Source organism: Streptomyces viridiviolaceus (genome assembly GCF_014650995.1).
Lineage (GTDB): Bacteria > Actinomycetota > Actinomycetes > Streptomycetales > Streptomycetaceae > Streptomyces > Streptomyces viridiviolaceus.
In genome coordinates, this window is record NZ_BMWA01000015.1 from 115,005 (window position 1) to 141,008 (window position 26,004).

The following is a 26,004-nucleotide window of genomic DNA, read 5'->3' on the forward strand; positions in this document are numbered from 1 at the left end:
AGCTCGTCTCCCCCCGCATCACGTCGCCGCCCCCGCCGTGCCCTCCACGGCCGCCACGGCCTCCTCCCGCACCTCGAACGGCAGGCCCTGCAGCAGCGGCGGCGCGGCCACGACGACCACGCGGACCCGGTCCGCCTCCCTTTCGACCGTGACCTGCGCTCCGCGCGGTGCCGCCTCCCGGGCGGCCTCGACGACCGCGTCGGCCGGGTCCTGCCGGGCCGCCGCACGGGCGCCCGTCCTGGCCGCGTCCACGCACTGGATCTGGGCGGCCACGACCAGCAGCGCCCACACCAGCCCCATCGCGAACACCGCTAGTACCGGCAGCACCACAGCCGTCTCCGCGGTCACGAAACCCCGGTCGGCTCCTCTGCGCCACTTCCGCTCACATCCGCGCATCGAGCGCCTGCTTCACGATGGCCTGCAGTTCCGCGCTGACCGCCCCGCTCGTCAGCACCTTGTAGAGGACCACCGCGAACGCCACCGCCGCGACGATGCCCATCGCGTACTCGGACGTCACCATTCCCGCGTCCCTCCGCGCGGCCCGTCGCCGCGCCGCCCGTGCCCCGCACACCAGGGCACGCAGCCGTGCCCGTACCGCCTGATACATCACAACCCCCGTAGGAATCCGGTCCTGTCACTCACTCGCTCGTCCGTCGGTCGCTCACCTGCCGGCACCCCGTCATCCACCACCTCCTCCCCCTCCCAGCACTCCGCCCGCGAGCCCGATCACCACCGGCAGCACACCCACGGCGATGAACGCGGGCAGGAAGCACAGCCCCACCGGTGCGGTGATCAGCACGGCCGCCCGGCGGGCCCGGGCCGTCGTGGCGCGCGCCCAGTCGGCGCGGGCCTGTGCGGCGATCCGGGCAACCGGTCCGGCCGCGGGCAGGCCGGACACGGCGGCCCGTTCCAGCAGCCGCGCCAGGGGCCCGGCGCCGGGAATCGCGGCCAGCCCGCGCCAGGCGCCCCCCGGTTCCCCGCCAAGGCGTACTTCCGCCGCACCGTGCGCCAGCGCCTCCCCGACGGGACCGCCGAGGGCGTCGCCCACGGCCCGCGCCGCGAGTACCGGACCGGCGCCCGCCGCGATGCAGGCCGCCAGCAGGTCGGCCGCAAGCGGCAGCCGGCGGGCCGCCTCCGCGGCCACGGTCTCCGCAGCGGTCCTGTCGGCCACCGACCGCCGCCTGTGCCATCGCCACAGCCCGGCCGCGGCCGCCAGCCCCACCAGGACACCGGCGACACCACCGACGAGCACCCAGCCGGCGCACACCGTGCCCACCAGGGGCAGCCCGTCGCGTGCGACGCCGAGCACCTCCAAGCGCGGGGCCGTGCGCGCCGGCTCCGGGGCCAGCAGGCCGGTGAGCCTCCTGCGCACCCTCCGTTCCCGCCGGACGGCTCCGATCCGGCGCACCAGCCAGCCGACGGCCAGCACCGTCCCCACCACTGCCCCCAGCCTGTGGACAACGTCCCCGTTCACGCCGCCGCCTCCGCTCGCCGCACGATCCGCACGACCCACCACGCCCCCAGGCCCTCCAGCACCGCGCCGGCCAGGAGGCAGCCCAGCCCCGCTCCGGTGTGCAGCAGCACGTGCAGCGGGTCGGCGCCGAGCGCGACGCCGAGGAGGAGCCCCAGGACCGGCAGGCCGGCGAGCATCACCGCCGTGGCACGCGCGCCCGCCAACTGGGCCCGCAGGTCGGCACGCTGATCCCGTTCGGCGCGCAGTGCCCCCTCCAGCCGGTCGAGCCCGGCCGCGAGGCCGGCGCCCTGGTCGACGGCCACCTGCCAGCACGCCGCGAGGCCCCGAAGCCCGTCGGCGCCCGGCTGCCCCGCCGCCGCCGCGAGGGCACCCGGGACGTCCCCGCCGAACCGGGCGGCCGCCAGCACCGCCGCCTGCGCGTCGCCGAGCCCTCCGGAGTCGTGTGCGGCGGACAGCAGCGCCTCGCCCGGCTGCCGCCCCGCCCGCACTTCGCCGGCGAGCGCACCGCACAGCGCGATCACCGCGTCCTGCCGGATCTCGCGGGCCCGCCGGGCCTGCCCCGCCAGCCGCATCCGCCGCAGCACCGGCACCCCGGCCGCCCCCGCGACGACCGGAACCACCGAATTGCCCAGCACGGCCAGCACCAGCCCGGCCGCGAGCGACCACCACTCGGCCCGCAGCCGCCCCCGGACACGCCGCAGCCGGTCCGACACCTGGCGCGTCACAGGCGGCCCGGTCCCGAACGTCCCGCCGCCCGCCAGCATCAGCCGCGCGCGCCGCGCCTGTGGATGCCGTCCGTCGGTCAGCCACGCCGCGGCCCCCAGGCACACCAGGGCCGCCCCCGTCGCCCACTGCCCCGTACCCGTCACCTGCACATCTCCCTTCGTAGGGCTCGGGCGTCGAGGCCCGTCCCGCGCAACAGCTCCCGCAGCCGCTCCCACCCGCGTTCACGGGCGAACGCCTCCGCCTCCCAGCGCAGCGCCGGCACCGTCCGCACCAGCCCCGACAGGTCCCGTTCCAAGACGTGCACCTCGGCGATCCGCCGGCGCCCCGCGCGGTCGCGGACCAGATGCAGGACCACGGACAGGGCCGCCGCCAGCTGGCTGTGCAGCGCGGCCCGGTCCAGTCCGGCGGCCGTACCGAGCGCTTCCAGTCGTGCCGGTACGTCCGCTGCGGCGTTGGCGTGCACCGTGCCGCAGCCGCCCTCGTGACCGGTGTTCAACGCGGCGAGCAGATGGACCACCTCGGGGCCGCGCACCTCGCCGACGACGAGACGGTCCGGCCGCATCCGCAGCGCCTGACGCACGAGGTCCTCCAGGGTGACCAGGCCCGCGCCCTCCTGATTGGCGGGTCTGGTCTCCAGCCGGACGACGTGCGGATGGTCCGGCCGCAGCTCCGCCGAGTCCTCGGCGAGCACGATCCGCTCTCCCGGCCCGACGAGCCCGAGCAGCGCGCTCAGCAGCGTCGTCTTGCCGCTGCCGGTACCGCCGCTGACGAGGAACGACAGCCGCGCGCCCAGCAGCGCGCGCAGCACGCGGTCCCCGCCCGGCGGCACGGTGCCCGCCGCCACCAGTTCGTCGAGCGTGAACGCGCGTGGCCGTACCACCCGCAGCGCCAGGCACGTGCAGCCGACGGCGACCGGCGGCAGCACCGCGTGCAGCCGGGTGCCGTCGGGCAGCCTGGCGTCCACCCAGGGCCGGGCGTCGTCGAGCCGGCGTCCGGCCACCGCGGCGAGACGCTGCGCGAGCCGCCGCACCGCCCCGGCGTCCGCGAAGGAGACTGGCGTCAGCTCCAGGCCGCCGCCCCGGTCCACCCAGACCCGGTCCGGGGCGGACACCAGCACGTCGGTCACCGACGGATCGGCGAGCAGTGGCTCCAAGGGCCCGCTGCCGACGAGCTCGGACCGCAACTGCTCGGCGGCACCGAGGATCTCCGCGTCCCCGAGCACCCGCCCCTGTTCCCTCAGCGCCTGCGCCACGCGCGCGGGCGTCGGTTCCGCCCCGCGCTCGGCGAGCCACCTCCGCACACCGTCGAGCAGCCCGGAGCCGGCCTCTGGGGACGTCTCGGCACCCGCCCCGGCAAAGCCTCCCACTGCCCCGCTTCCCTCCCGCGCGACAACCACCGACGCCCTCATCCGGCCCCACCCGCCTCCACCAGCGCCCGCTCCCAGAACTGGCGGCAGAAGCGCGCCAGCGGCCCCCGCCGGGCCGCGCCCGGCGGCTCACCGCCCCCGGCCGCGCGCAGCAGCCCGGGTTCCGCAGGGACCTCACCGGCGAGCGGGAGTCCGAGCAGCCTCGCCACCTCGCGGTCGTCGAGCCCGGGCGCGTACGGCCCGCGTACCGCGATCCTCAGGTCTCGCAGCACCATGCCGACCGCGGAGGCCACCCGCCCGGCGGCCGCGACGGCGCGCAGTTCGGCCGGGACGACCAGGAGCCCGACGTCGAGCTGGGCGAGCACCTCGGCGACCCCGTCGTCGATCCGGCGCGGAAGGTCGACCACGACCGTGCCGCCCCTGCGCCGGGCCGCGGCGAGGACCGCCCGCACGGCCTGCGGCGGCACCGCGACGCAGTCCCCCCGGTCCCAGCTCAGCACCCGCAACGAGTGCAGCTCGGGCAGTGACTCCTCCAGGGCGCCGCCGCCGACCCGGCCCCGCGAGGCGGCGAACGCGGGCCACCTCAGCCCCTCGGCCGTCTCTCCGCCGAGGAGCACGTCGAGTCCGCCGCCCAGCGGATCGGCGTCCACCAGCAGGCTGCGCAGACCCTCCCGCGCGGAGGTGACGGCGAGCGCGCACGCCAGCGTGGACGCCCCGGCACCGCCCCGGCCGCCGATGACGCCGACGGTGAGGGCGGGCCGGCCGACTCCCTCGGCGACGTCGGCGATGCGGTCGACCAGCCACTGCTCTCCGTCGGGCAGCATCAGGACGTGGTCCGCGCCGATCTCGACGGCCCGCCGCCAGACCCCCGGGTCGTCCTGGTCGCGGCCGACGAGGACCACGCCGCGTCTGCGCGCGGCCCCGCGTACCCGCCGTGCGGCGTCGTCGCCGACCAGGACGAGCGGCGCGCCCTCCCAGCCGCCCCGGCCGTCGGCCGCCGAGGGCATCGAGTGGTGCACCTCCGGGGTGGCTCCCGCAGCGGCGCACAGGCGCAGTAGGTCGTCCAGGAGTTCGGTGTCCTCGGTGACGATCAGCGGTCCGCTCTGCCGCCCTCCGGCGGCGGGCGGTGGATCGTGTGTCACGTTTCCAGCCATGTCCTGCGTCCCCCTTCGCTGCCTCTCGCGCGGCCCCTGCGGCCCCGCGGTTCCCCGACGTGTGAAGCCCCGGTGACGGTCTCCATATGAACGGCCGACCAAATCCGGCCATAGGCGTCCGACAAACGGAACCGGTCGTGAAGTCGGCACGGCCGGACGCGTGGGAATCACGGTGCAGCGATCCGGGAAATCGTGTGGATCTTGGTCGATAACTGTGGACAACTCGACAGTTGTGAATATCGCCATCACCCATACCGGTGAGCCCACGCAAGCCCGCCACGCCCCGCGCACACCATCCGCAGAGCAGCCCTGTGACTACACAGAGTGAACGATCAGGAGCATGGCAAAGCCGCGACCCATGGGCGCCGAGCACGACACCTGAACCACGCGGACAAGAGGAAAACCCACCCGGACATGCGACGACCCCCGCCGGGGGGGAGAGCGGGGGTCGTCTCCACGGCCGACTCGGGGGGGGAGGAGTCGGACCGGGTTAGCACGGTCGCGAACGATCCGTGACTTCCATGGTGTACCCGAGAGCCCTCTCAGGCAAACCCACGCGCCCCACCTTACGCCGAATGGGCTGCACCTATGCTCTGGGGCGTGGAAAACCACTCCTTGCCCCGCACAGCGGCCTTCTTTGACCTGGACAAGACGGTCATTGCGAAGTCGAGCACGCTCACCTTCAGCAAGTCGTTCTACCAAGGCGGGCTGATCAACCGCAGGGCCGTCCTGCGCACCGCGTACGCCCAGTTCGTCTTCCTCGCCGGGGGCGCCGACCACGACCAGATGGAGCGGATGCGCCAGTACCTGTCCGCGCTCTGCCGTGGCTGGAACGTCCAGCAGGTCAAGGAGCTCGTCGCCGAGACGCTGCACGACCTGATCGACCCGATCATCTACGACGAGGCCGCCTCCCTGATCGAGGAGCACCACACAGCCGGCCGCGACGTCGTGATCGTCTCCACGTCGGGCGCCGAGGTCGTCGAACCGATCGGGGAGCTGCTCGGCGCGGACCGGGTGGTGGCCACCCGCATGGTGGTGGGCGACGACGGCTGCTTCACCGGGGAGGTGGAGTACTACGCGTACGGCCCGACCAAGGCCGAGGCGATCAGGGAGCTGGCCGCGTCCGAGGGGTACGACCTCGCCCGCTGCTACGCCTACAGCGACTCGGCGACGGACCTGCCGATGCTCGAGGCCGTCGGCCATCCGCACGCCGTGAACCCGGATCGCGCGCTGCGCCGCGAGGCCCTCGCGCGCGAGTGGCCGATTCTCGACTTCCACCGGCCCGTCCGGCTCAAGCAGCGGATCCCCGCCCTCTCCGTACCGCCGCGTCCGGCACTGGTCGCCGTCGCCGCGATAGGCGCCGCGGCGGCCACCGCGGGCCTCGTCTGGTACGCGAGCCGGCGCCGGACGCCCGTGGCCTGACCGCCGCTCCACCGGCGGCCGCCCGTCCCGTCGGGGGCGACGCCCGTTCCGAGCATGTTTGAACCCAAAAGTAAAAAGTGCGGTGAGGACTTCCGCTTGCTCCTGACGGGGAGTACAAAGGACTTAACGGCCCGCGAGACCAAGGACATCCGAAAGGATCACCTTAAGAACGCAATTGGCCCCACGGACCGAGCATGAAAACCGGGCACCCACGCGACGTCGACCCGTCGATTACGGGCCAGCCGCACCAGGTGACGGGCGAAGTTCCCGACCTGATGGGCAACATATCGAGGACGCTTGGTAACTCGGTGGCCATGCCAGCGGCGGTACGAGCCCTCGTACCGCCGCATTTCTTGCGCCGCGCCCCGCTGCGGCTACGCCGCTCCGCGCTGCAGCGCCTCGCACACCGCCGTCGACTCGCGTGCGCCGAGTTCCACCGCCCTGCCGCAGTGGGCGATCCAGGCGGCCATGCCCTCCGGCGTGCCGGAGACGTAGCCGTCCAGCGCCGTCAGATAGGCCGCCCGGCCGAGTTCGGCGTGGCCGACCTCCGCGGGGCACACCGACTTCGGGTCCAGACCGCTGCCGATCAGGACGATGCGCTCGGCCGCGCGCGCGACGAGCCCGTTGTGCGAGGCGAAGGGACGCAACGCGAGCAGCTCGCCGTGCACGACGGCGGCCGTCACCAGCGCCGGAGCCGAACCGCCCGCGATGATCAGCTCCGCCAGGCCCTCCAGGCGGCCGTGCGCCTCGGCGGCGCCCGGCAGCGGCAGCTCGATCAGGGGCTCGTCGACCGGTTCGCCCTCCTGGCGCGGCCGACCCACCTGGTCGGCCTTGTCCGCCGCAGCCACCAGGTGCAGCCGCGCCAGCACCCGCAGGGGCGACTGCCGCCAGATGGACAGCAGCTGGCCGGCCTCGGCGGTCAGGCGCAGCGCCGCACCCACCGTGCGCGCCTCGTCGTCACCGCTGAAGTCGGTGCGCCGGCGCACCTCCTCCAGGGCCCAGTCGGCACCGGACAGCGCCCCCGAGCCCCGCGCGCCGCGCAGCGCCGCCTCGGAGGTGATCTCGTTGCTGCGCCGCCGCATGATCCGGTGACCGTAGACCCGGTCCACGGCCTTGCGTACGGACTCCACGGACTCGGCCACGCCGGGCAGTGCGCCCAGGGCCGCGAGCGGGTCGGCGGTCGCGCCTGTCGTACTCATGGGTACGACCCTACGCACCCCGGCCACCCACCCCACGAAGGAGTGGTCTTCTTCACTTCCTCATGCGACGTACAGCTATCGCACCACTACGCTTGGTGAACATGAAAATTGCTTTCGTCGGGAAGGGCGGCAGCGGCAAGACCACCCTGTCCTCCCTCTTCATCCGCCACCTGGCCGCCACCGGCGCGCCCGTCGTCGCGATCGACGCCGACATCAACCAGCACCTGGGGGCCGCGCTGGGCCTCGACGAGGCGGAGGCGGCCGGGCTGCCCGCGATGGGTGAGCACCTTCCGCTGATCAAGGACCATCTGCGCGGGACCAACCCGCGCATCGCCCACGCCGACAAGATGATCAAGACGACGCCGCCCGGCGAGGGCTCGCGCCTGCTGCGGGTGCGCGAGGACAACCCGGTCTACGACGCCTGCGCGCGACCGGTGGAACTCGACGGCGGGGCCGTCCGTTTGATGGTCACCGGGCCCTTCACGGACGCCGATCTCGGAGTCGCCTGCTACCACTCCAAGACGGGAGCGGTGGAGCTGTGCCTGAACCACCTGGTCGACGGCCGCGACGAGTACGTCGTGGTCGACATGACGGCCGGCTCGGACTCGTTCGCCTCCGGCATGTTCACCCGCTTCGACATGACGTTCCTCGTCGCCGAGCCGACCCGGAAGGGAGTCTCCGTCTACCGCCAGTATAAGGAGTACGCCCGCGACTTCGGCGTCACCCTCAAGGTCGTCGGCAACAAGGTGCAGGGTGAGGACGACCTCGACTTCCTCCGCGCGGAGGCCGGGGACGACCTGCTGGTGACCGTCGGGCACTCGGACTGGGTGCGCGCCATGGAGAAGGGCCGGCCGCCCCGGTTCGAACTCCTGGAGGACGCCAACCGCCGTGCGCTCAGCGCCCTGCACACGGCCGTCGACGCGACGTACGAGCTGCGGGACTGGGAGCGCTACACACGGCAGATGGTGCACTTCCACCTCAAGAACGCCCGCAGTTGGGGCAACGAGCGCACGGGGGCCGACCTGGCCGCGCAGGTCGACCCCGGTTTCGTTCTCGGCGAGGAGGTCGTAGCCCCGGCCTGACCGGTGGCTACGGCCTGCCCGCCGGCGCCCCCGGCACGCCCTTGGGGGCCGGTGCCGGGGGCGCCGACAGGAAGGACGCCCAGCCGCTCTTCGGCGCCTGCCCGACGCCCAGGGTGCGCAGCTTCTTGAGGGTCTTCGGGTCCTGGGCGTCCAGCCAGTCGACGAGCTGCCGGAAGGAGACGCAGCGGACCTCGTCCTTGGTGCACACCCGCTCGATGACCTCTTCGACGGCGCGCATGTAGGCGCCGCCGTTCCAGGACTCGAAGTGGTTGCCGATGATCAGCGGCGCGCGGTTGCCGTCGTAGGCACGCTGGAAGCCCTGGAGCAGGCCGTCGCGCATCTGGGCACCCCAGTAGTCGTGCTTGGCGGGGTCGCCCTGGGTCTCGGTGCCGGACTGGTTGACCATGAAGTTGTAGTCCATGGAGAGCTGCTCGAAGGTGTGCCCGGGGAACGGCACCAGCTGCAGTGACAGGTCCCACAGTCCCTGCTTCTTCTTCGGCCAGACCTGGTTGTTGACGCCGCTGCTGTCGTAGCGGAAGCCCATCTCACCGGCGGCCCTCATGAAGTTCTCCTGGCCCTCCAGGCAGGGGGTGCGGGCGCCGATCAGCTCCTTGTCGTAGTCGAAGGGCAGCGGCGCGGCGTTCCTCAGCCCGGTGTTGGTCTTCCAGGTCTTCACGAACTGCTTGGCCTGGTCGATCTCGTCCTTCCACTCCTGGACGGTCCACTCGCCGACCCCGCCGCCGCTGCCGCAGAAGTGGCCGTTGAAGTGGGTGCCGATCTCGTTGCCCTCCAGCCACGCCTGGCGCAACTGCCTGACGGTGTCGGTGATGCCCTGCTCGTCGTTGAAGCCGATGTCGGAGCGGCCCGGCGAGTGCTGCGGCGGCCGGTAGAGGCCCCGCTTCTCCTCCGGCAGCAGGTACACGCCGCTCAGGAAGTACGTCATCGTCGCGTTGTTGTCCCTGGCCACCTTGCGGAAGTGCGAGAACAGCTTCTGGCTGTCCTCGCCGGCACCGTCCCAGGAGAACACCACGAACTGCGGAGGCTTCTGGCCGGGCTTGAGCCGTTCGGGCCGGGGCAGGTGGGGCTGCGCTCCGGTGAACGCGGTGGAGCCGTCGCCGATCAGCCGGAGCACCTTCCGGGGCGGCGCCGCATTCCCCTTCTGTGGGCCGTACGCCCCTTCGCCGGGATCGGAACCGCTGGTGCCGGTTGCGCAACCGGCGAGCGACGCGGCGCAGACCGCGGCGATCGCGGCGCCCGCGGCGCCCGCGGCGAGCCTGTGGGTGGCGACCATGTTCCGCCCACCTTCTTCCTTCTCTCGGGCCAACGCCGATGAGGGCGATGTCGGGTGCTGAGCCGGGACGTGCCGTCAGCGCCGCCAAGGTCGCACGCGAGCGAGAAGGAATTAGTACGACAAGCCGATAAAAATGCGGCTTCACTCTCTTGAGCAGACAGGTACTCCATTTGCGCTAAAAATCTATTCCTGCTCTTTACTCCGAATTACGATCTATTTACTGAGCGCAACCTCACGCGCCGATCCCGCCGCTGTACGCCGTGACCCACGGCCGCGACCCCGCCCCCCACCGAGGGGCGGACCCCCCATGACCGCGACCGCGCAGCCCCGGAGGAGACGGGAAAACATGTCCGCCTGCGTCCCCACCCACGCCGACTCGACCGCGACCAAGCACGTCCACCCACCGCACAGCCCGCCGCACCACGGGCCTCGGCGCTTCCGCGTCGCGGGCGCCGATGTGTCCGCCTCGATCGCGGTCTTCCTGATCGCGCTCCCCCTGTCCCTGGGCATCGCCCTCGCCACCGGCGCCCCGCTCCAGGCCGGCCTCGTCGCCGCCGCGGTGGGCGGAATCGTCGCCGGCTGGCTCGGCGGCAGTCCGCTCCAGGTCAGCGGCCCCGCCGCCGGTCTCACGGTGGTCACCGCCGACCTCATCCAGCGCTACGGCTGGCGTACGACCTGCGCCATCACCGTGCTCGCCGGGATCGCCCAGCTCGGCCTGGGCTGCCTGCGCGTGGCACGCTCCGCGCTCGCCGTCAGCCCCGCCATCGTCCACGGCATGCTCGCCGGCATCGGCGTCACCATCGCCGTCGCCCAGTTGCACATCGTCCTCGGCGGCACACCGCAGAGCTCCGTCCCCGACAACCTGCTCGCGCTGCCCGCCCAGTTGGCCGACCTGCATCCGGCCGACGTGTCGATGAGCGTGCTGACCCTGACCCTGCTGCTGTTCTGGCCGAAGATCCCCGGCCGGGCCGGACAGGTCCTGGGCAAGGTCCCGGCCGCCCTGATCGCCGTCGCCGGCGCCACCGCGGTCGCCGCCCTGGCCGGGCTGCGGCTACCCAAGGTCGACCTGCCGTCCTGGAGCAGCCACGCCCTGGCCACGCTGCCCGACGGGCCGGTGCTCGGCCTCCTCGCCGCCGTGCTCACCACCACGCTCGTGTGCAGTGTGCAGTCCCTTCTCGGTGCGGTCGCCGTGGACAAGCTGGCCGCCGCCCGGCCGGGTCCGACCCGGCACGTCGGCCGCTCCGACCTCGACCGCGAACTGCTCGGACAGGGCGCCGCGAACATCGTCTCCGGGTCCCTCGGCGGACTGCCCATCGCAGGTGTGGCCGTGCGCAGCACCGCGAATGTGCACGCGGGCGCCGTCAGCCGGAACTCCACGATGCTGCACGGCGTTCTCGTAGTGATCGCCACCTTGCTGATGGTCCCGGCCCTGGAGCTCATCCCGCTCGCCTCGCTCGCCGCCCTGGTCATGGCCGTCGGCCTGAAGATGGTGTCGCTGAACCACATCCGCACGGTGACCCGCCACCGTGAGGTGCTGGTCTACGCGGTCACCACCGGCGGTGTGGTGTTCCTCGGCGTCCTGGAGGGCGTCGCGCTCGGCATCGCCGTGGCGGTCGCCGTTGCCCTGCACCGCCTGACCCGCACCCGGATCACGTACGAGGAGAGGGAAGGAGTCCATCACGTCCATGTCCGAGGCCAGTTGACGTTCCTCGCGGTGCCACGGCTCAGCCGGGTCCTGCATCTCGTTCCCCACGGCGCCGACGCGGTCGTGGAGTTGGACGGGTCGTTCATGGACCACGCGGCGTACGAGACGCTCCAGGACTGGCAGAAGACCCACACCTCGCAGGGCGGCTCCGTCGACGTCACCGGCCGCCGCCCCGGCACGCGCATCTCGGAGCCGGGAGACCTGGCCGGCTGCCGCTGCCGTCCCTGGACGCCCTGGCGCAACCACCAGTGCGACCGCCCGCAGTCCCCGCTCCCGTCCGACGACCGGCAGGACGTGGACGGTGAGCCGGCCGGTCAGGGCGGTCCGAGCGGGCGCAGCGGCCCGAGCGGGCAGGAACTGGCGCGCGGCATCAGCGCGTTCCAGCGCAACACCGCTCCGCTGGTGCGCGGCGAGCTGGCCCGTCTGGCGCGCGAGGGACAACAGCCCTCCCAGTTGTTCCTGACCTGCGCCGACTCGCGGCTGGTCACGTCGATGATCACCTCCAGTGGTCCCGGCGACCTCTTCGTCGTGCGCAACGTGGGCAATCTCGTGCCGCTGCCCGGCGAGGAGAGCGGCGACGACTCGGTGGCCGCCGCGATCGAGTACGCGGTGGACGTGCTGAAGGTCCGGTCCATCACGGTGTGCGGGCACTCCGGATGCGGCGCCATGCAGGCGCTGCTCAGTTCCGAGCCGGAGGACGCGCGGACCCCGCTCAGGCGCTGGCTGCGGCACGGGCTGCCCAGCCTGGAGCGGATGACCGACGACGACGGCTCCTGGGCTCCGCTGGCCGGGCGCCGGCCCGCCGACGCGGTCGAGCAGCTCTGCCTGACCAACGTGGTCCAGCAGTTGGAGCACCTGCGCGCCCACGAATCGGTGTCCCGGGCCCTGGCCGCGGGAGAGCTGGAGCTGCACGGCATGTACTTCCACGTGGGCGAGGCCCAGGCGTACCTGCTCACCGAGGACGCCGGGGACGGCCTGTTCGACCTGGTGCGGGAAACGGATCCCGCCTGAGCCGCTGCGTACGGGAAAGCCGGCGGCTCCGGAGTGTGAGAGGCGTTACAGACGCTGAACCCGGGGCCGCCGGCTTCCGTGGGTACGGATGACCACCGGCCACGGAAGCGGCCAGTGCGGATAGGTCTAAACCAGTTGGCCGTCGACCCTTGTCATCGGCCCCTCGGGTCTGATGAGCTGTGGCCTGGGACACAACGGACAACCCTGAGAAAGGGAGATGTCGTGAGCAATGAATCCTTGGCCAACCTGCTCAAGGAGGAGCGCAGGTTCGCACCCCCCGCCGACCTGGCCGCGAACGCCAACGTCACGGCGGAGGCGTACGAACAGGCCAAGGCTGACAGGCTCGGCTTCTGGGCCGAGCAGGCCCGCCGGCTGACCTGGGCCCAGGAGCCCACCGAGACCCTCGACTGGTCGAACCCGCCGTTCGCCAAGTGGTTCCAGGACGGCGAGCTCAACGTCGCGTACAACTGCGTGGACCGGCACGTGGAGGCCGGGAACGGCGACCGCGTCGCCATCCACTTCGAGGGTGAGCCCGGCGACAGCCGCGCCATCACGTACGCCGAGCTCAAGGACGAGGTCTCCAGGGCCGCCAACGCCCTGCTGGAGCTGGGTGTGCGCAAGGGCGACCGGGTCGCCGTCTACATGCCGATGATCCCGGAGACGGCGATCGCGATGCTGGCCTGCGCCCGGATCGGCGCCGCCCACTCGGTCGTGTTCGGCGGTTTCTCCTCGGACGCCCTGGCGACCCGCATCCAGGACGCCGACGCCCGCGTCGTCATCACCGCCGACGGCGGCTACCGGCGCGGCAAGCCGTCCGCCCTCAAGCCGGCCGTCGACGAGGCCGTCGAGCGCGCGGGCAACGTCGAGCACGTGCTCGTGGTCCGCCGCACCGGCCAGGACGTCGCCTGGAACGACAGCCGGGACAAGTGGTGGCACGAGACCGTCGACCGGCAGTCCGCGGAACACACGCCGGAGGCGTTCGAGGCCGAGCACCCGCTCTTCATCCTCTACACCTCGGGGACGACGGGTAAGCCGAAGGGCATCCTGCACACCTCCGGCGGCTATCTCACGCAGACGGCCTACACCCACTGGGCGGTCTTCGACCTCAAGCCGGAGACCGACGTCTACTGGTGCACCGCCGACGTCGGCTGGGTCACCGGCCACTCGTACATCGTCTACGGCCCGCTCGCGAACGGCGCGACGCAGGTCATGTACGAGGGCACACCGGACACCCCGCACCAGGGCCGTTTCTGGGAGATCGTGCAGAAGTACGGCGTGACGATCCTCTACACCGCGCCCACCGCGATCCGGACGTTCATGAAGTGGGGCGACGACATCCCCGCGAAGTTCGACCTGTCGTCGCTGCGGGTCCTCGGGTCGGTCGGCGAGCCGATCAACCCCGAGGCCTGGGTCTGGTACCGCAAGAACATCGGCGCGGACGCCACCCCGGTCGTCGACACGTGGTGGCAGACCGAGACCGGCGCGATGATGATCTCGCCGCTGCCGGGCGTGACCGAGGCCAAGCCGGGCTCCGCCCAGCGCCCGCTGCCCGGCATCTCCGCCACCGTCGTCGACGACGAGGCGAACGAGGTGCCGAACGGCGGCGGTGGCTACCTGGTCCTCACCGAGCCGTGGCCGTCGATGCTGCGCACCATCTGGGGCGACGACCAGCGGTTCATCGACACGTACTGGTCGCGTTTCGAGGGCAAGTACTTCGCCGGTGACGGCGCCAAGAAGGACGACGACGGCGACATCTGGCTGCTCGGCCGCGTCGACGACGTGATGCTCGTCTCCGGGCACAACATCTCCACCACCGAGGTCGAGTCGGCGCTGGTCTCCCACCCGTCGGTCGCCGAGGCGGCCGTGGTCGGCGCGGCGGACGAGACGACCGGCCAGGCCATCGTGGCGTTCGTGATCCTGCGCGGTACGGCGGCGGAGACCGAGGACCTGGTCGCCGAGCTCCGCAACCACGTGGGCGCCACGCTCGGTCCGATCGCCAAGCCCAAGCGGATCCTGCCGGTGGCGGAGCTGCCGAAGACCCGCTCCGGCAAGATCATGCGGCGCCTGCTGCGGGACGTGGCGGAGAACCGGCAGCTCGGAGACGTCACGACGCTGACGGACTCGACGGTCATGGACCTCATCCAGTCCAAGCTCCCGGCGGCGCCGAGCGAGGACTGAACCTCCGGTTCCGAGGGCACCCGGCGAGCGACATGCCGGGTGCCCTTCGCGTGGGGGCACCCGGGGGCGCGAGCCCAGCCAGCCCGCTCGCGCCACGTTAGGTAAGCTAAGGAACGCGTAAAAGACACAACAAGATCCTCATGGTGCGCCGGGAAGTCTGGTCGGCACGTGTTCCGTGCTGCCCATCGACCGGAGGTCTTCCTCGTGACCGCGCCCCGCACCGCCCGTCAGCTCTTCGCCCGTCTCTCCCTGCCGGAGCGGACCTACGTCGCGGACGCGCTGCGCACCGAGACCGTCGGCGGCGTCCTGCTGCTGCTCGCCGCGATCGCCTCACTGGTCTGGGCGAACGTACCGGCACTCCACGACAGCTACGAGACCGTCAGCCACTTCCACTTCGGCCCCGCGGCCCTCGGCCTGAACCTGTCGGTCGCGCACTGGGCCGCCGACGGGCTGCTGGCGATCTTCTTCTTCGTCGCCGGTATCGAGCTCAAGCGCGAGCTGGTCGCCGGCGATCTCAAGGACCCGAAGGCCGCCGCGCTGCCGGTGGTGGCGGCCCTGTGCGGCATGGCCGCCCCCGCGCTCGTCTACACCCTGACCAACACCGCCGGCGGCGGCTCCCTGGCCGGCTGGGCCGTGCCCACGGCCACCGACATCGCCTTCGCCCTCGCCGTGCTCGCGGTCATCGGCACCTCCCTGCCGAGCGCCCTGCGCGCCTTCCTGCTGACGCTCGCGGTCGTCGACGACCTGTTCGCGATCCTGATCATCGCGATCTTCTTCACCGAGACGATCGACTTCGCGGCGCTCGGCGGCGCCGCCGCCGGCCTCGTCGTCTTCTGGCTGCTGCTGCGCAAGGGCGTACGCGGCTGGTACCTGTACGTCCCGCTCGGCATCGTCATCTGGGCGCTGATGTACAACAGCGGCGTCCACGCCACCATCGCCGGTGTCGCGATGGGCCTGATGCTGCGCTGCCACCGGCGCGAGGGTGAGCGCCACGCCCCCGGCGAGCACATCGAGCACCTGGTGCGCCCGCTGTCGGCGGGACTGGCCGTGCCGCTGTTCGCACTGTTCAGCGCGGGCGTGTCCGTCTCGGGCGGCGCGCTCGTCGACGTGTTCACCAGGCCGGAGACCCTCGGCGTCGTCCTCGGACTCGTCGTGGGCAAGACGCTCGGCATCTTCGGCGGCACCTGGCTGACGGCACGCTTCACCAGGGCCTCGCTCAGCGACGACCTCGCCTGGGCGGACGTGTTCGCGGTGGCGACCCTGGCCGGCATCGGGTTCACCGTCTCGCTGCTCATCGGCGAGCTGGCCTTCGAGGGCGACACGGCGATGACCGAGGAGGTCAAGGCCGCCGTCCTGTGCGGCTCCCTCATCGCGGCGGCCCTGGCGACGGTGCTGCTGAAGCTACGGAACGTCAAGTACCGCAGGCTGACCGAGGCCGAGGAGCGCGACGAGGACCTCAGCGGCGTCCCGGACATCTACGAGGAGGACGACCCGGCGTACCACCTGCGCATGGCCGCCATCTACGAGAAGAAGGCCGCCGAACACCGCCGGATCGCCGAGGAGAAGGAGTCGCTGCGGCTTGCCGAGGTGGCGGGCGGGGAAGGCGACGAGGGCGACGGTCCGGCATGATCTGACGAGACGGTACAAAAGACGGGACCGTACGCAGTCGGGCAGACGACGACCGCCACGGAACCGTAGGCAGATCAGCAGAAGAGGGAGACCGCGATGAGCGCACCCGACGGCAGCCCGGTCGGCACCGAACGCAGCATCGGCCAGCTGTTCGCCTCGGCGACCACCGAATTGTCGGCGCTGGTGCACGACGAGATCGCGCTGGCCAAGGCGCAGCTCAAACAGGACGTCAAGCGCGGGGCGACCAGCGGGGGCGCGTTCTCGCTGGCGGGCGCTGTCCTGGTGTTCTCGCTGCCGATGCTGAACTTCGCGCTGGCCTACGGCATCCGGACCTGGAGCGGGTGGAACCTCGCGGTCTGCTTCCTGCTCTCCTTCGCGGCGAACGTCCTGGTCGCGGGCGGCCTCGCGCTGATCGGCATCGTCTTCGCGAAGAAGGCCAAGAAGGGCCGGGGCCCGCAGAAGGTGGCCGCCTCCATGAAGCAGTCGGCGGGCGTGCTGCAGAACGCCAAGCCGCACCCGCGTGCGGAGCTGCCCGCGGACCGGGCCCCGGAGGCCATCGAGGCTGTGGCACGCTCGTCCTCATGACGGACCCCGCCACCCCTTCGCCGCAACCCGCTTCGGTCGTGCGACTCGACGTCCCCGGCGGACGCGAGGTGATCCACCGGGACGTCGCCGCCAACGGCGCCCGCTTCCACATCGCGGAGCTGGGCGACGGGCCGCTGGTGCTGCTGCTGCACGGCTTCCCGCAGTTCTGGTGGACCTGGCGGCACCAGCTGGTGGCGCTCGCCGACGCGGGCTTCCGCGCGGTCGCCATGGACCTGCGCGGCGTCGGCGGCAGTGACCGCACCCCGCGCGGCTACGACCCCGCGGGCCTCGCCCTCGACATCACCGGCGTGGTCCGCTCGCTCGGCGAGCCGGACGCCGCGCTGGTCGGCCACGACCTGGGCGGCTACCTGGCCTGGACGGCCGCCGCGATGCGCCCCAAGCTGGTCCGGCGGCTCGCGGTGGCGTCGATGCCGCATCCGCGGCGCTGGCGCTCGGCCATGCTCGGGGACGTCCGCCAGACGCGCGCGGGCTCCTACATCTGGGGGTTCCAGCGGCCCTGGATCCCGGAACGGCAGCTGACCGCGGACGACGGCGAGCTCGTGGGCCGGCTGATCCGCGACTGGTCCGGGCCGCGCCTGCCCGACGAGGAGGCCGTGGAGGTCTACCGCCGCGCCATGTGCATCCCCTCCACGGCGCACTGCTCGATCGAGCCGTACCGCTGGATGGTGCGGTCCCTGGCCCGGCCCGACGGCATCCAGTTCTACCGCCGCATGAAGCCGCCCGTGCGGGTACCGACCCTGCATCTGCACGGCTCGCTGGACCCCGTGATGCGGACGCGGAGCGCGGCCGGGTCCGGACAGTACGTCGAAGCGCCGTACCGCTGGCGCCTGTTCGACGGACTCGGACACTTCCCGCACGAGGAGGACCCGGCGGCGTTCTCGACCGAGCTCATCAACTGGCTGCAGGACCCCGAACCCGACCGCTGACGCAGAGGTGCGCCGAGTCGGCCGGGGTCCGGGGCGGTCGCCTTTTCCACCGAACCGGTCAATTGCCGGAAGCATCCCGAGCCCGATCGGTGACCGAGCGATCGCGCCCGGTATCCGGACCGGAACGCTTGTCCTACGAACAGCCAAATGCCCGGCGCATAGGCCAATTGGGGGCGCCGAGAGCGGTTATCGACCTTGGGGCAGGGGCACACGTCGAGGTATGGGCTGGACGCACGACTACAGTGACGTAGCACGCGACGGCCGCTCCACGAGCGGCGTGAGCACGCACCGACGAGGCGGCACCTCGCAACTGCCGGGCTCGGACCCCCGGGTAGGCATCCCGCGCATCCTGCGCCGCCGTGCCCGCTGGGTCTCCGTACGCCTGCGCCACCCGCGCGGCTGAACCCCGGCCGCCCGGCCCGGATCACAGCGCACAGCTGTCGCTGTCCACCTCCTGGTTCGCGCTGCGGCCCTGGGCGATGTCCTCACGGATCTCGTCCACGGTCAGCGCGTAGCCGGTCTCGGCGTCGTCGAGGGACTTGGCGAAGACCACGCCGTAGACCTCGCCCTCGGGCGTGAGCAGCGGACCGCCGGAGTTGCCCTGGCGGACGGTCGCGTACAGGGAGTAGACGTCGCGGCGGACGGTGTCGCGGTGGTAGATGTCCGGGCCGTTGGCCGTGATGCGCCCGCGCACCCGCGCCGCGCGCACGTCGTACGCCCCGTTCTCCGGGAAGCCGGCCACGATCGCGCCGTCGCCGCTGTCCGCGTCCTCGGCCGTGAACCGCAGCGCGGGTGCCTTCAGGTCGGGGACGTCGAGCACGGCGATGTCGCGCCGCCAGTCGTAGAGGACGACCGTCGCGTCGTACTTGCGGCCCTCGCCGCCTATCTGCACGGTGGGTTCGTCGACGCCACCCACGACATGCGCGTTGGTCATCACGCGGCGCTCGGCGAAGACGAAGCCGGTGCCCTCCAGCACCTTGCCGCAGCCGGCGGCGGTGCCGGTGACCTTGACGATGGAGCGCTGGGCGCGGGTCGCCACGGCGCTGCCCGCCAGGGCCGGGTCGGGGGGCTGGACGTCGGTGATCGGCTCGTTGGAGAACGGGCTGAAGACCTGCGGGAAGCCGTTCTGCGCGAGGACGGAGGAGAAGTCCGCGAACCAGGTGTCGGCCTGCTCGGGCAGCGCCCGGGAGACCCCCTGCAGCACCGTGGAGCTGCGGACCTCCTTGCCGAGCGTGGGCAGCGTGGTCCCCGCGAGGGCGGAGCCGATCAGCCAGGCCACCAGGAGCATGGCGACGACGTTGACCAGGGCGCCGCCGGTGGCGTCCAGGGCGCGGGCCGGGGACCAGGTGATGTACCGGCGCAGCTTGTTGCCGAGGTGGGTGGTCAGGGCCTGGCCGACGGAGGCGCAGACGATGACGACGACGACCGCAACGACCGCGGCGGTCGTGCTCACCTCCGCGTTGTCCGTCAGGGCGTCCCAGATCACCGGCAGCACGTAGACCGCGACGAGCCCGCCCCCCAGGAAGCCGATCACCGACAGGATGCCGACGACGAAGCCCTGGCGGTAGCCGACGACCGCGAACCAGACGGCGGCGAGCAGCAGCAGGATGTCCAGCACGTTCACCGATTCAGGCCCTCGCCTCGTCGTCTTCCGCTCACACCGGCCCTGCCGGGGGTCCGGCGCACCCCGCGGCGGCCGTCGGACACGGCCTCCCCCGGAAGAGCACCGTACGGCGCCCACCCTGTCATGATCGCCAGTCCAGCGGGACCTGCCTGTCCCTGTCCCAGGGCCGCTCCCAGCCCGCGAAGTGCAGCAACCGGTCGATGACCCCGGCGGTGAAGCCCCACACCAGCGCCGATTCGACCAGGAATGCCGGGCCGCGGTGACCGCTGGGGTGGACCGTGGTGGCTCGGTTGGCGGGGTCCGTGAGATCCGCCACGGGGACCGTGAAGACCCGGGCCGTCTCGTTCGGGTCGACGACGCCGACCGGGCTGGGCTCGCGCCACCAGGCCAGCACCGGTGTGACGACGAAGCCGCTGACCGGGATGTAGAGCTTGGGCAGGATGCCGAAGGGCTGCACGCCGGCCGGGTCGAGCCCGGTCTCCTCCTCGGCCTCCCGCAGGGCGGCCCGCAGCGGGCCGTCCCCTTGCGGGTCACCGTCCTCGGGGTCGAGGGCGCCTCCGGGGAAGGACGGCTGGCCCGCGTGGGACCGCAGGGAGCTGGCCCGCTCCATGAGCAGCAGCTCGGGACCCCGCTCACCGTCGCCGAAGAGGATCAGCACGGCGGACTGCCGTCCGGCGCCGTCGGCCGGCGGCAGGAAGCGGCTCAGCTGGCGGGGCTGCACCGTCTCCACGGCCCGCGCCACCGGCTCCAGCCACCCCGGCAGACCGTCCTTGCTCAGCGCCACGCCCTGTGTGTTGCTCGCGTGCGTCATCGCCACCCCCGTTCTGCCATGTCCAACGCCCGACGTGCCCGAGATCGTTCCGTCATCCGGCCCCCAGCGGCGGCGCCGGGGTGCCGCCCGCGTCCAGGTATGCCTGTGGGGGCTTCAGACGCTGGCCGGGGAAGCCGCCCTTCTCGTACTTCAGCAGCTTCTTCGCCTTCTCCGGGTCCGTCTCGCCCTCGCCGTACGCCGGGCACAGCGGGGCGATGGGGCAGGCGCCGCAGGCCGGCTTGCGGGCGTGGCAGATGCGGCGGCCGTGCCAGATCACGTGGTGCGAGAGGTCCGTCCAGTCGCTCTTGGGGAACAGCGCGCCGACGGCGGCCTCGATCTTGTCGGGGTCGGTCTCCTCCGTCCACTGCCAGCGGCGCACCAGACGCTGGAAGTGCGTGTCCACGGTGATGCCGGGGCGGCCGAAGGCGTTGCCGAGCACGACGAAGGCGGTCTTGCGACCGACCCCGGGGAGCTTGACGAGGTCTTCGAGCCGGCCGGGGACCTCGCCGCCGAAGTCCTCCGTGAGGGCCTTGGACAGCCCTATGACCGACTTGGTCTTGGCCCGGAAGAACCCGCAGGGGCGGAGGATCTCCTCGACCTCCTCGGGGTTGGCGGCGGCCAGGTCCTCGGGGGTGGGGTACTTGGCGAAGAGGGCGGGCGTGGTCTGGTTGACGCGCAGGTCGGTGGTCTGGGCGGACAGCACCGTGGCCACCAGCAGCTGGAAGGGGTTCTCGAAGTCCAGCTCCGGGTGGGCGTACGGATAGACCTCCGCGAGTTCGCGGTTGATGCGACGGGCGCGGCGGACCAGGGCCGTGCGCGACTCGTCGCGCGGCGACCTGGCGGCCACGGTCTTCGCCGGGGCGACGCCCTTGACGGCGGCGGTGGCCTTCTTGGGTGCGACGGTGACCTTCTTCGGCGGCGCGGACTTCTTGGCGAGCGGCGCCTTCCTGGCGGACGCCGCGGATGCCGGCTTCTCGGCGGCGCCCGTCTTTTCCACGTCGGCCGTCTTCTTCGCGACGCCGGTCTTCTTCGCGACGCCGGTCCTCTTCGCGGCGCCCGTCTTCTTCGCGGCGCTCTCGCTCACGGCACCCTTCTCCGCGGTCGCCTTCTTGACAGGCGCCGCCCTTTTTGTCGCTTTCGCCGTTTTCTTGCCGCCATCGGGACCCTGTTCGCCCACGGCGGAATTGCGACGTACAACCACCCGCGCAGCCCCCTAGGCCTGTGCTCTCACCGGCGATTTGGACACTCGGCCAAGCCTACGGCCCGGCACCGACATCCGCCCCGGACCCTGAAGATCAGCGTCCAATTGGACCCCTGCCGCGTACCCCGGGACACCTGTGCGGCATCCTTGTGACAGATCACACTGTTTGGACTGTCCGGCAAAATGGGCACCACGGTCCCCTGGTAGACGGGGGAGCAAGATCCCCTGAGCAGGTCGACAAGGAGAGAACTCGTGGACGACGTTCTGCGGCGCAACCCGCTCTTCGCGGCGCTCGACGACGAGCAATCCGCGGAGCTCCGCGCCTCCATGAGTGAGGTGACCCTCGCCCGTGGCGACTCACTGTTCCACGAGGGCGACCCCGGTGACCGCCTGTACGTGGTCACGGAAGGCAAGGTCAAGCTCCACCGCACGTCCCCCGACGGCCGCGAGAACATGCTGGCCGTCGTCGGCCCCGGCGAGCTGATCGGCGAACTGTCCCTCTTCGACCCGGGCCCGCGCACCGCGACCGCGACCGCGCTGACCGAGGTCAAGCTCCTCGGCCTCGGCCACGGAGACCTCCAGCCCTGGCTGAACGTCCGCCCCGAGGTGGCCACCGCGCTGCTGCGCGCCGTCGCCCGCCGGCTGCGCAAGACCAACGACGCCATGTCCGACCTGGTCTTCTCCGACGTCCCCGGCCGTGTCGCCCGCGCCCTGCTGGACCTCTCCCGCCGCTTCGGCGTGCAGTCCGAGGAGGGCATCCACGTCGTGCACGACCTGACGCAGGAGGAGCTGGCCCAGCTGGTCGGCGCGTCCCGCGAGACGGTCAACAAGGCGCTGGCGGACTTCGCCCAGCGCGGCTGGCTCCGCCTGGAGGCCCGTGCCGTGATCCTGCTGGACGTGGAGCGGCTGGCCAAGCGCTCCCGGTGACCCGGGCCCCGGGTGATCCGTCGCCCGCTAGATGAGCCCGTGCTCGCTCAGGTACTCCAACTGCGCCCGCACCGACAGATCCGCCGCCGGCCACAGTGAACGGTCGACGTCCGCGTACACGTGGGCGACGACCTCGGCCGGGGTCCGGTAGCCGTCCTCGACGGCCGTCTCCACCTGGGCGAGGCGGTGGGCGCGGTGGGCGAGGTAGTACTCCACGGCGCCCTGGGCGTCGTCCAGGACGGGACCGTGGCCCGGGAGCACGGTGTGCACGCCGTCGTCGACGGTGAGCGACCTCAGCCGCCGCAGGGAGTCCAGATAGTCGCCGAGGCGGCCGTCCGGGTGCGCCACGACCGTCGTGCCGCGCCCCAGGATCGTGTCTCCCGTCAGGACCGCGCGGTCGGCCGGGAGATGGAAGCACAGCGAGTCCGCCGTGTGCCCGGGGGTCGGTACGACCCTCAGCTCCAGGCCGCCTACCCGGACCACGTCTCCGGCGGCCAGCCCCTCGTCGCCCAGCCGCAGCGCCGGGTCCAGCGCCCGGACCTTCGTACGCGTCAGCTCGGCGAAGCGCGCGGCGCCCTCCGCGTGGTCGGGGTGACCGTGCGTCAGGAGGGTCAGGGCGACCCGCCTGCCCGCCCGCTCGGCGGTGTCGACGACGTGCCGCAGGTGGGCGTCGTCCAGCGGACCCGGGTCGACCACGACGGCCAGGTCCGAGTCCGGCTCGGCGAGGATCCAGGTGTTCGTCCCGTCCAGCGTCATCGCCGAGGCGTTCGGCGCGAGGACGTTCACGGCCCGTGCGGTGGCGGGTCCGGAAAGGACCCCGCCCCGCGGCTGGCCGGGCAGTGCGCTTGCGTCCGTCATGCGGAGGATCCCCCGGTCGGGTCGGTTGCGGTCGCGGTGACCGGGACGTGCTTGGTGAACTCGTCGTGCCCCGGCCACGAGAGCACGATCTCGTCGTCGTCCAGGCGGGCGCGGGCCAGCACGGGGGCCAGGTCCCGGCCCGGTGCCGCCGCGAGCGCCTCGGCCGCCGTGCCGTACGCCGTCAGCGCGCGCAGGGTCGCGACGGTCGGCGGCATCATCAGCAGCTCGCCCTTGTCGTAGCCGGCCGCCGCCTCGGACGGGGAGATCCACACGGTGCGGTCGGCCTCCGTGGAGGCGTTGCGCGTGCGCTGGCCCTCGGGGAGGGCTGCCACGAAGAACCAGGTGTCGTAGCGGCGGTCCTCGAACTCGGGGGTGATCCAGCGGGCCCAGGCGCCCAGCAGGTCGGAGCGCAGGACCAGCCCCCGGCGGTCCAGGAACTCCGCGAAGGACAGCTCGCGGGCGACCAGGGCCGCGCGGTCCGCCTCCCAGTCCGCGCCCGTGGTGTCGCCGACAACCGAGCCGGGGGTCGGACCGGCGAGCAGGACACCCGCCTCCTCGTACGTCTCCCGTACGGCCGCACAGACGATCGCCTGGGCGCCCGTCTCGTCGACGCCGAGCCGCCGCGCCCACCACGCGCGCGTGGGACCCGCCCAGCCGATGTCACGGTCGTCGTCGCGCGGGTCGACCCCGCCGCCCGGGTAGGCGTACGCGCCCCCCGCGAACGCCATGGAGGCGCGCCGGCGCAGCATGTGGACGACGGGGCCGGTGCCGGTGTCCTTCAGGAGCATCACGGTCGCCGCGCGCTTGGGGGTGACCGGGGTGAGGGTGCCGGCCGCCAGCGCGCGGATGCGCTCCGGCCACTCCGCGGGATACCACTGCCCATTCGCCATGGCCGGAGGCTATCCGGTGACGGGCGGATGTTCGAGTGGCCCCTGTTCCCGGCCGGGTCCCGTCACGCCGGAAGGGCGGCCAGCCAGTCGGTCAGCAGCCGGTTCGTCTCCTCGGGGCGCTCCTGCTGGATCCAGTGGCCGCAGCCGTCGAGGAGGTGCGAGGCGGTCAGGCCCGGCAGGGTGGTGGGGTACGCCGCGATCGCGTCGGCCAGCCACGTGGTGGAGGCGTCCAGGGCGCCGCCGAGGAACAGGGACGGCTGGGTGAGGGGTGCGCCGTGGTGGCCGGCGAGGTCGGCCCAGTCCCGGTCCATGTTCCGGTAGCGGTTGAGGGCGCCGGTCAGGCCGGTGCGTTCGAACTCCCCGGCGTAGACGTCCAGGTCCCGCTCGGTGAGCCAGGACGGGAGCCGGCCGGCGGGGAACCGGTCCCGCAGCGTGCCGCCGCGGGAGACGAAGTGCGGGTCGGGAGCGCCGGGCGGGGGCATGGTGTCGGCGGACAGGGCGGCGTAGAAGCCGGCCAGCCAGCCGCGCACGTCGGGCTCGATCTCGGCCTCGGCCCGGCCGGGCTCCTGGAAGTAGGAGATGTAGAACTCCTGTTCGGCGGACGCGCCGCCCATGCCCGCGAAGACCTCGCTGGGCCTCGGGCCGCCGGGTGGGGTGTAGGGCACGCTCAGCAGTCCGACCGCGCGGAACACGTCGGGCCGCAGCAGCGCGGAGGTCGCGGCGACGGTCGCGCCCCAGTCGTGGCCGACGACCACCGCGGACCGCTCGCCCAGCGCCTCCACCACGGCGACGTTGTCCGCCACGAGGTCCTGCATCCGGTACGCGTCCACCGCGTCGGGCCGGGAGGAGCGCCCGTAGCCGCGCACGTCGATCGCGACGGCGCGGAAACCGGCGGCGGCCAGCGCGGGCAGCTGGCGGCGCCAGGAGTACCAGGACTCGGGGAAGCCGTGGACGAGCAGGACCAGGGGTCCCGTGCCCTGTTCCACCAGGTGGGTCCGGCCCGCCGGTGAGGGCACCAGACGGTGGACGGCGTGGTCGGTCGCGGGCGGCTGCGGCATGGCTCCTCCGGGCATGTGCGGTCGGTCCGGTGCCGGGACGGCGGGGCCGGCAGCTGCCGGCTCCGCGCGGGGCACCGGCAGCGATCCTGCGACGGCCGCCCCGCCGGGGCGAGGTTTGTTGCCGGCCCGGCAACAGGCTCCCGCCCGTCCGGACCGGCGGCCGGCGCACGGGCTCCCGCCCCGGAGACGGGCCTTCCGCGCGCGGAGCCACGGTCCTACGCCTGGGTGAGCTCCACCTGGATCTCGACCTCGACCGGCGCGTCCAGCGGCAGCACGGCCACACCGACGGCGCTGCGGGCGTGCACGCCCTTGTCGCCCAGGACCTCGCCGAGGAGTTCGCTGGCACCGTTGATCACCGCGGGCTGCCCGGTGAAATCGGCCGCGGAGGCGACGAAACCGACGACCTTCACCACGCGCGCGACGCGGTCGAGGTCACCGGCGACGGACTTCACGGCGGCCAGCGCGTTCAGCGCGCAGGTACGGGCCAGTTCCTTGGCCTCCTCCGGCGTGACCTCGCCGCCCACCTTGCCGGTGACGGGGAGCTTGCCCTCGACCATCGGGAGCTGGCCGGAGGTGTACACGTACGGGCCGGACTGCACGGCCGGCTGGTACGCGGCCAGCGGCGGGACGACCTCCGGCAGGCTCAGGCCGAGTTCGGCCAGCTTCGCCTCGACGGCGCTCATGCCTGCTTCTCCCGCTTCAGGTAGGCCACGAGCTGCTCGGGGTTGTTCGGCCCGGGCACGACCTGGACGAGCTCCCAGCCGTCCTCGCCCCAGGTGTCCAGAATCTGCTTCGTGGCGTGGACGAGCAGCGGCACGGTTGCGTATTCCCACTTGGTCATGCGGCCGACTCTAGCCGCTGCCCGA

The 26,004-nt window shown here is 72.6% G+C and carries 25 protein-coding genes; 9 read left to right on the forward strand and 16 right to left on the reverse strand.

Annotated features, from left to right (window positions below):
* Positions 1–18 precede the first annotated feature (18 nt).
* The 6 genes from IE260_RS22890 to ssd form a co-directional block, all read right to left on the reverse strand.
* Complete coding sequence (locus IE260_RS22890; protein ID WP_189874812.1) at positions 19–396, reverse strand: TadE family type IV pilus minor pilin; 378 nt, start codon at positions 394–396, stop codon at positions 19–21.
* A complete protein-coding gene (locus IE260_RS22895; protein ID WP_189874814.1) occupies positions 383–607 on the reverse strand; it encodes a DUF4244 domain-containing protein in 225 nt (74 codons plus the stop codon). The genes IE260_RS22890 and IE260_RS22895 overlap by 14 nt, the downstream gene beginning before the upstream one ends.
* Positions 608–679: 72 nt before the next feature.
* Positions 680–1,474 (reverse strand): type II secretion system F family protein, encoded by a 795-nt coding sequence (locus IE260_RS22900; RefSeq protein ID WP_189874816.1) that lies wholly within the window; start codon positions 1,472–1,474, stop codon positions 680–682.
* Positions 1,471–2,343 carry a type II secretion system F family protein gene (locus IE260_RS22905; RefSeq protein ID WP_189874818.1) on the reverse strand — a complete coding sequence of 291 codons (873 nt, stop codon included), beginning with the start codon at positions 2,341–2,343 and terminating at the stop codon, positions 1,471–1,473. The genes IE260_RS22900 and IE260_RS22905 overlap by 4 nt, the downstream gene beginning before the upstream one ends.
* Positions 2,340–3,608 carry a TadA family conjugal transfer-associated ATPase gene (locus tag IE260_RS22910; protein WP_373303386.1) on the reverse strand — a complete coding sequence of 423 codons (1,269 nt, stop codon included), beginning with the start codon at positions 3,606–3,608 and terminating at the stop codon, positions 2,340–2,342. The genes IE260_RS22905 and IE260_RS22910 overlap by 4 nt, the downstream gene beginning before the upstream one ends.
* Positions 3,605–4,720 carry a septum site-determining protein Ssd gene (gene ssd, locus IE260_RS22915; RefSeq protein WP_189874820.1) on the reverse strand — a complete coding sequence of 372 codons (1,116 nt, stop codon included), beginning with the start codon at positions 4,718–4,720 and terminating at the stop codon, positions 3,605–3,607. Before ssd ends, IE260_RS22910 begins: the two co-directional genes overlap by 4 nt.
* 588 nt (positions 4,721–5,308) lie before the next feature.
* Here ssd and IE260_RS22920 point away from each other — a divergent pair.
* Positions 5,309–6,142 carry an HAD family hydrolase gene (locus tag IE260_RS22920; RefSeq protein ID WP_189874822.1) on the forward strand — a complete coding sequence of 278 codons (834 nt, stop codon included), beginning with the start codon at positions 5,309–5,311 and terminating at the stop codon, positions 6,140–6,142.
* 374 nt (positions 6,143–6,516) lie between these two features.
* On the opposite strand, the gene IE260_RS22925 is transcribed toward IE260_RS22920, so the two are convergent.
* Positions 6,517–7,341 carry a Fic family protein gene (locus IE260_RS22925; protein ID WP_189874824.1) on the reverse strand — a complete coding sequence of 275 codons (825 nt, stop codon included), beginning with the start codon at positions 7,339–7,341 and terminating at the stop codon, positions 6,517–6,519.
* A 101-nt stretch (positions 7,342–7,442) separates the two neighbouring features.
* Here IE260_RS22925 and IE260_RS22930 point away from each other — a divergent pair, with 101 nt between their 5' ends.
* A complete protein-coding gene (locus IE260_RS22930) occupies positions 7,443–8,423 on the forward strand; it encodes an ATP-binding protein (RefSeq protein ID WP_189874826.1) in 981 nt (326 codons plus the stop codon).
* Positions 8,424–8,430: 7 nt separating this feature from the next.
* Here IE260_RS22930 and IE260_RS22935 read toward each other — a convergent pair whose 3' ends face one another.
* Positions 8,431–9,714 carry a polysaccharide deacetylase family protein gene (locus tag IE260_RS22935; protein ID WP_189874828.1) on the reverse strand — a complete coding sequence of 428 codons (1,284 nt, stop codon included), beginning with the start codon at positions 9,712–9,714 and terminating at the stop codon, positions 8,431–8,433.
* Positions 9,715–10,060: 346 nt separating this feature from the next.
* Between IE260_RS22935 and IE260_RS22940 the strand changes: the two genes are divergently transcribed.
* The 6 genes from IE260_RS22940 to IE260_RS41780 all read left to right on the forward strand — a co-directional run bounded on the left by IE260_RS22940 (position 10,061) and on the right by IE260_RS41780 (position 18,172).
* Positions 10,061–12,430 (forward strand): SulP family inorganic anion transporter, encoded by a 2,370-nt coding sequence (locus IE260_RS22940; RefSeq protein ID WP_189874830.1) that lies wholly within the window; start codon positions 10,061–10,063, stop codon positions 12,428–12,430.
* 222 nt (positions 12,431–12,652) lie between these two features.
* Positions 12,653–14,608 carry an acetate--CoA ligase gene (acs, locus tag IE260_RS22945; protein ID WP_189874832.1) on the forward strand — a complete coding sequence of 652 codons (1,956 nt, stop codon included), beginning with the start codon at positions 12,653–12,655 and terminating at the stop codon, positions 14,606–14,608.
* Between the two features lie 204 nt (positions 14,609–14,812).
* On the forward strand, positions 14,813–16,237 hold the full coding sequence (gene nhaA / locus IE260_RS22950; protein ID WP_189874834.1) for a Na+/H+ antiporter NhaA: 1,425 nt from the start codon (positions 14,813–14,815) through the stop codon (positions 16,235–16,237).
* Positions 16,238–16,333: 96 nt separating this feature from the next.
* A complete protein-coding gene (locus tag IE260_RS22955; protein WP_189874836.1) occupies positions 16,334–16,822 on the forward strand; it encodes a phage holin family protein in 489 nt (162 codons plus the stop codon).
* Positions 16,819–17,769, forward strand: coding sequence for an alpha/beta fold hydrolase (locus IE260_RS22960; RefSeq protein WP_189874838.1), 951 nt, complete (start codon positions 16,819–16,821; stop codon positions 17,767–17,769). The genes IE260_RS22955 and IE260_RS22960 overlap by 4 nt, the downstream gene beginning before the upstream one ends.
* Positions 17,770–17,989: 220 nt before the next feature.
* On the forward strand, positions 17,990–18,172 hold the full coding sequence (locus tag IE260_RS41780; protein WP_229881100.1) for a hypothetical protein: 183 nt from the start codon (positions 17,990–17,992) through the stop codon (positions 18,170–18,172).
* A gap of 21 nt (positions 18,173–18,193) precedes the next feature.
* Here IE260_RS41780 and IE260_RS22965 read toward each other — a convergent pair whose 3' ends face one another.
* The 3 genes from IE260_RS22965 to nth form a co-directional block, all read right to left on the reverse strand.
* Positions 18,194–19,393, reverse strand: coding sequence for a MarP family serine protease (locus IE260_RS22965; RefSeq protein ID WP_189874840.1), 1,200 nt, complete (start codon positions 19,391–19,393; stop codon positions 18,194–18,196).
* A 121-nt stretch (positions 19,394–19,514) separates the two neighbouring features.
* The gene (locus IE260_RS22970; RefSeq protein ID WP_189874842.1) at positions 19,515–20,204 is read right to left on the reverse strand and encodes an NUDIX hydrolase; all 690 of its coding nucleotides are present in this window, start codon (positions 20,202–20,204) and stop codon (positions 19,515–19,517) included.
* 52 nt (positions 20,205–20,256) lie between these two features.
* Positions 20,257–21,381: an endonuclease III gene (gene nth / locus IE260_RS22975; RefSeq protein ID WP_189874844.1), complete on the reverse strand. Its 1,125-nt coding sequence runs from the start codon at positions 21,379–21,381 to the stop codon at positions 20,257–20,259.
* Between the two features lie 276 nt (positions 21,382–21,657).
* Between nth and IE260_RS22980 the strand changes: the two genes are divergently transcribed.
* On the forward strand, positions 21,658–22,332 hold the full coding sequence (locus IE260_RS22980; RefSeq protein WP_030422469.1) for a Crp/Fnr family transcriptional regulator: 675 nt from the start codon (positions 21,658–21,660) through the stop codon (positions 22,330–22,332).
* Between the two features lie 27 nt (positions 22,333–22,359).
* Here the strand turns inward: IE260_RS22980 and IE260_RS22985 are convergent, their stop codons facing one another.
* The 5 genes from IE260_RS22985 to sp36 form a co-directional block, all read right to left on the reverse strand.
* On the reverse strand, positions 22,360–23,190 hold the full coding sequence (locus tag IE260_RS22985; protein ID WP_189874846.1) for an MBL fold metallo-hydrolase: 831 nt from the start codon (positions 23,188–23,190) through the stop codon (positions 22,360–22,362).
* Positions 23,187–24,080: an NUDIX hydrolase gene (locus IE260_RS22990; protein WP_189874848.1), complete on the reverse strand. Its 894-nt coding sequence runs from the start codon at positions 24,078–24,080 to the stop codon at positions 23,187–23,189. The genes IE260_RS22985 and IE260_RS22990 overlap by 4 nt, the downstream gene beginning before the upstream one ends.
* A 62-nt stretch (positions 24,081–24,142) precedes the next feature.
* Entirely contained in the window at positions 24,143–25,138 is a 996-nt protein-coding gene (locus tag IE260_RS22995) for an alpha/beta fold hydrolase (protein WP_189874850.1), read from the reverse strand.
* A 215-nt stretch (positions 25,139–25,353) separates the two neighbouring features.
* Positions 25,354–25,821: a RidA family protein gene (locus IE260_RS23000; protein WP_189874852.1), complete on the reverse strand. Its 468-nt coding sequence runs from the start codon at positions 25,819–25,821 to the stop codon at positions 25,354–25,356.
* Entirely contained in the window at positions 25,818–25,979 is a 162-nt protein-coding gene (gene sp36, locus IE260_RS23005) for a Sp36 family protein (protein ID WP_003975360.1), read from the reverse strand. The genes IE260_RS23000 and sp36 overlap by 4 nt, the downstream gene beginning before the upstream one ends.
* Positions 25,980–26,004: the final 25 nt, after the last annotated feature.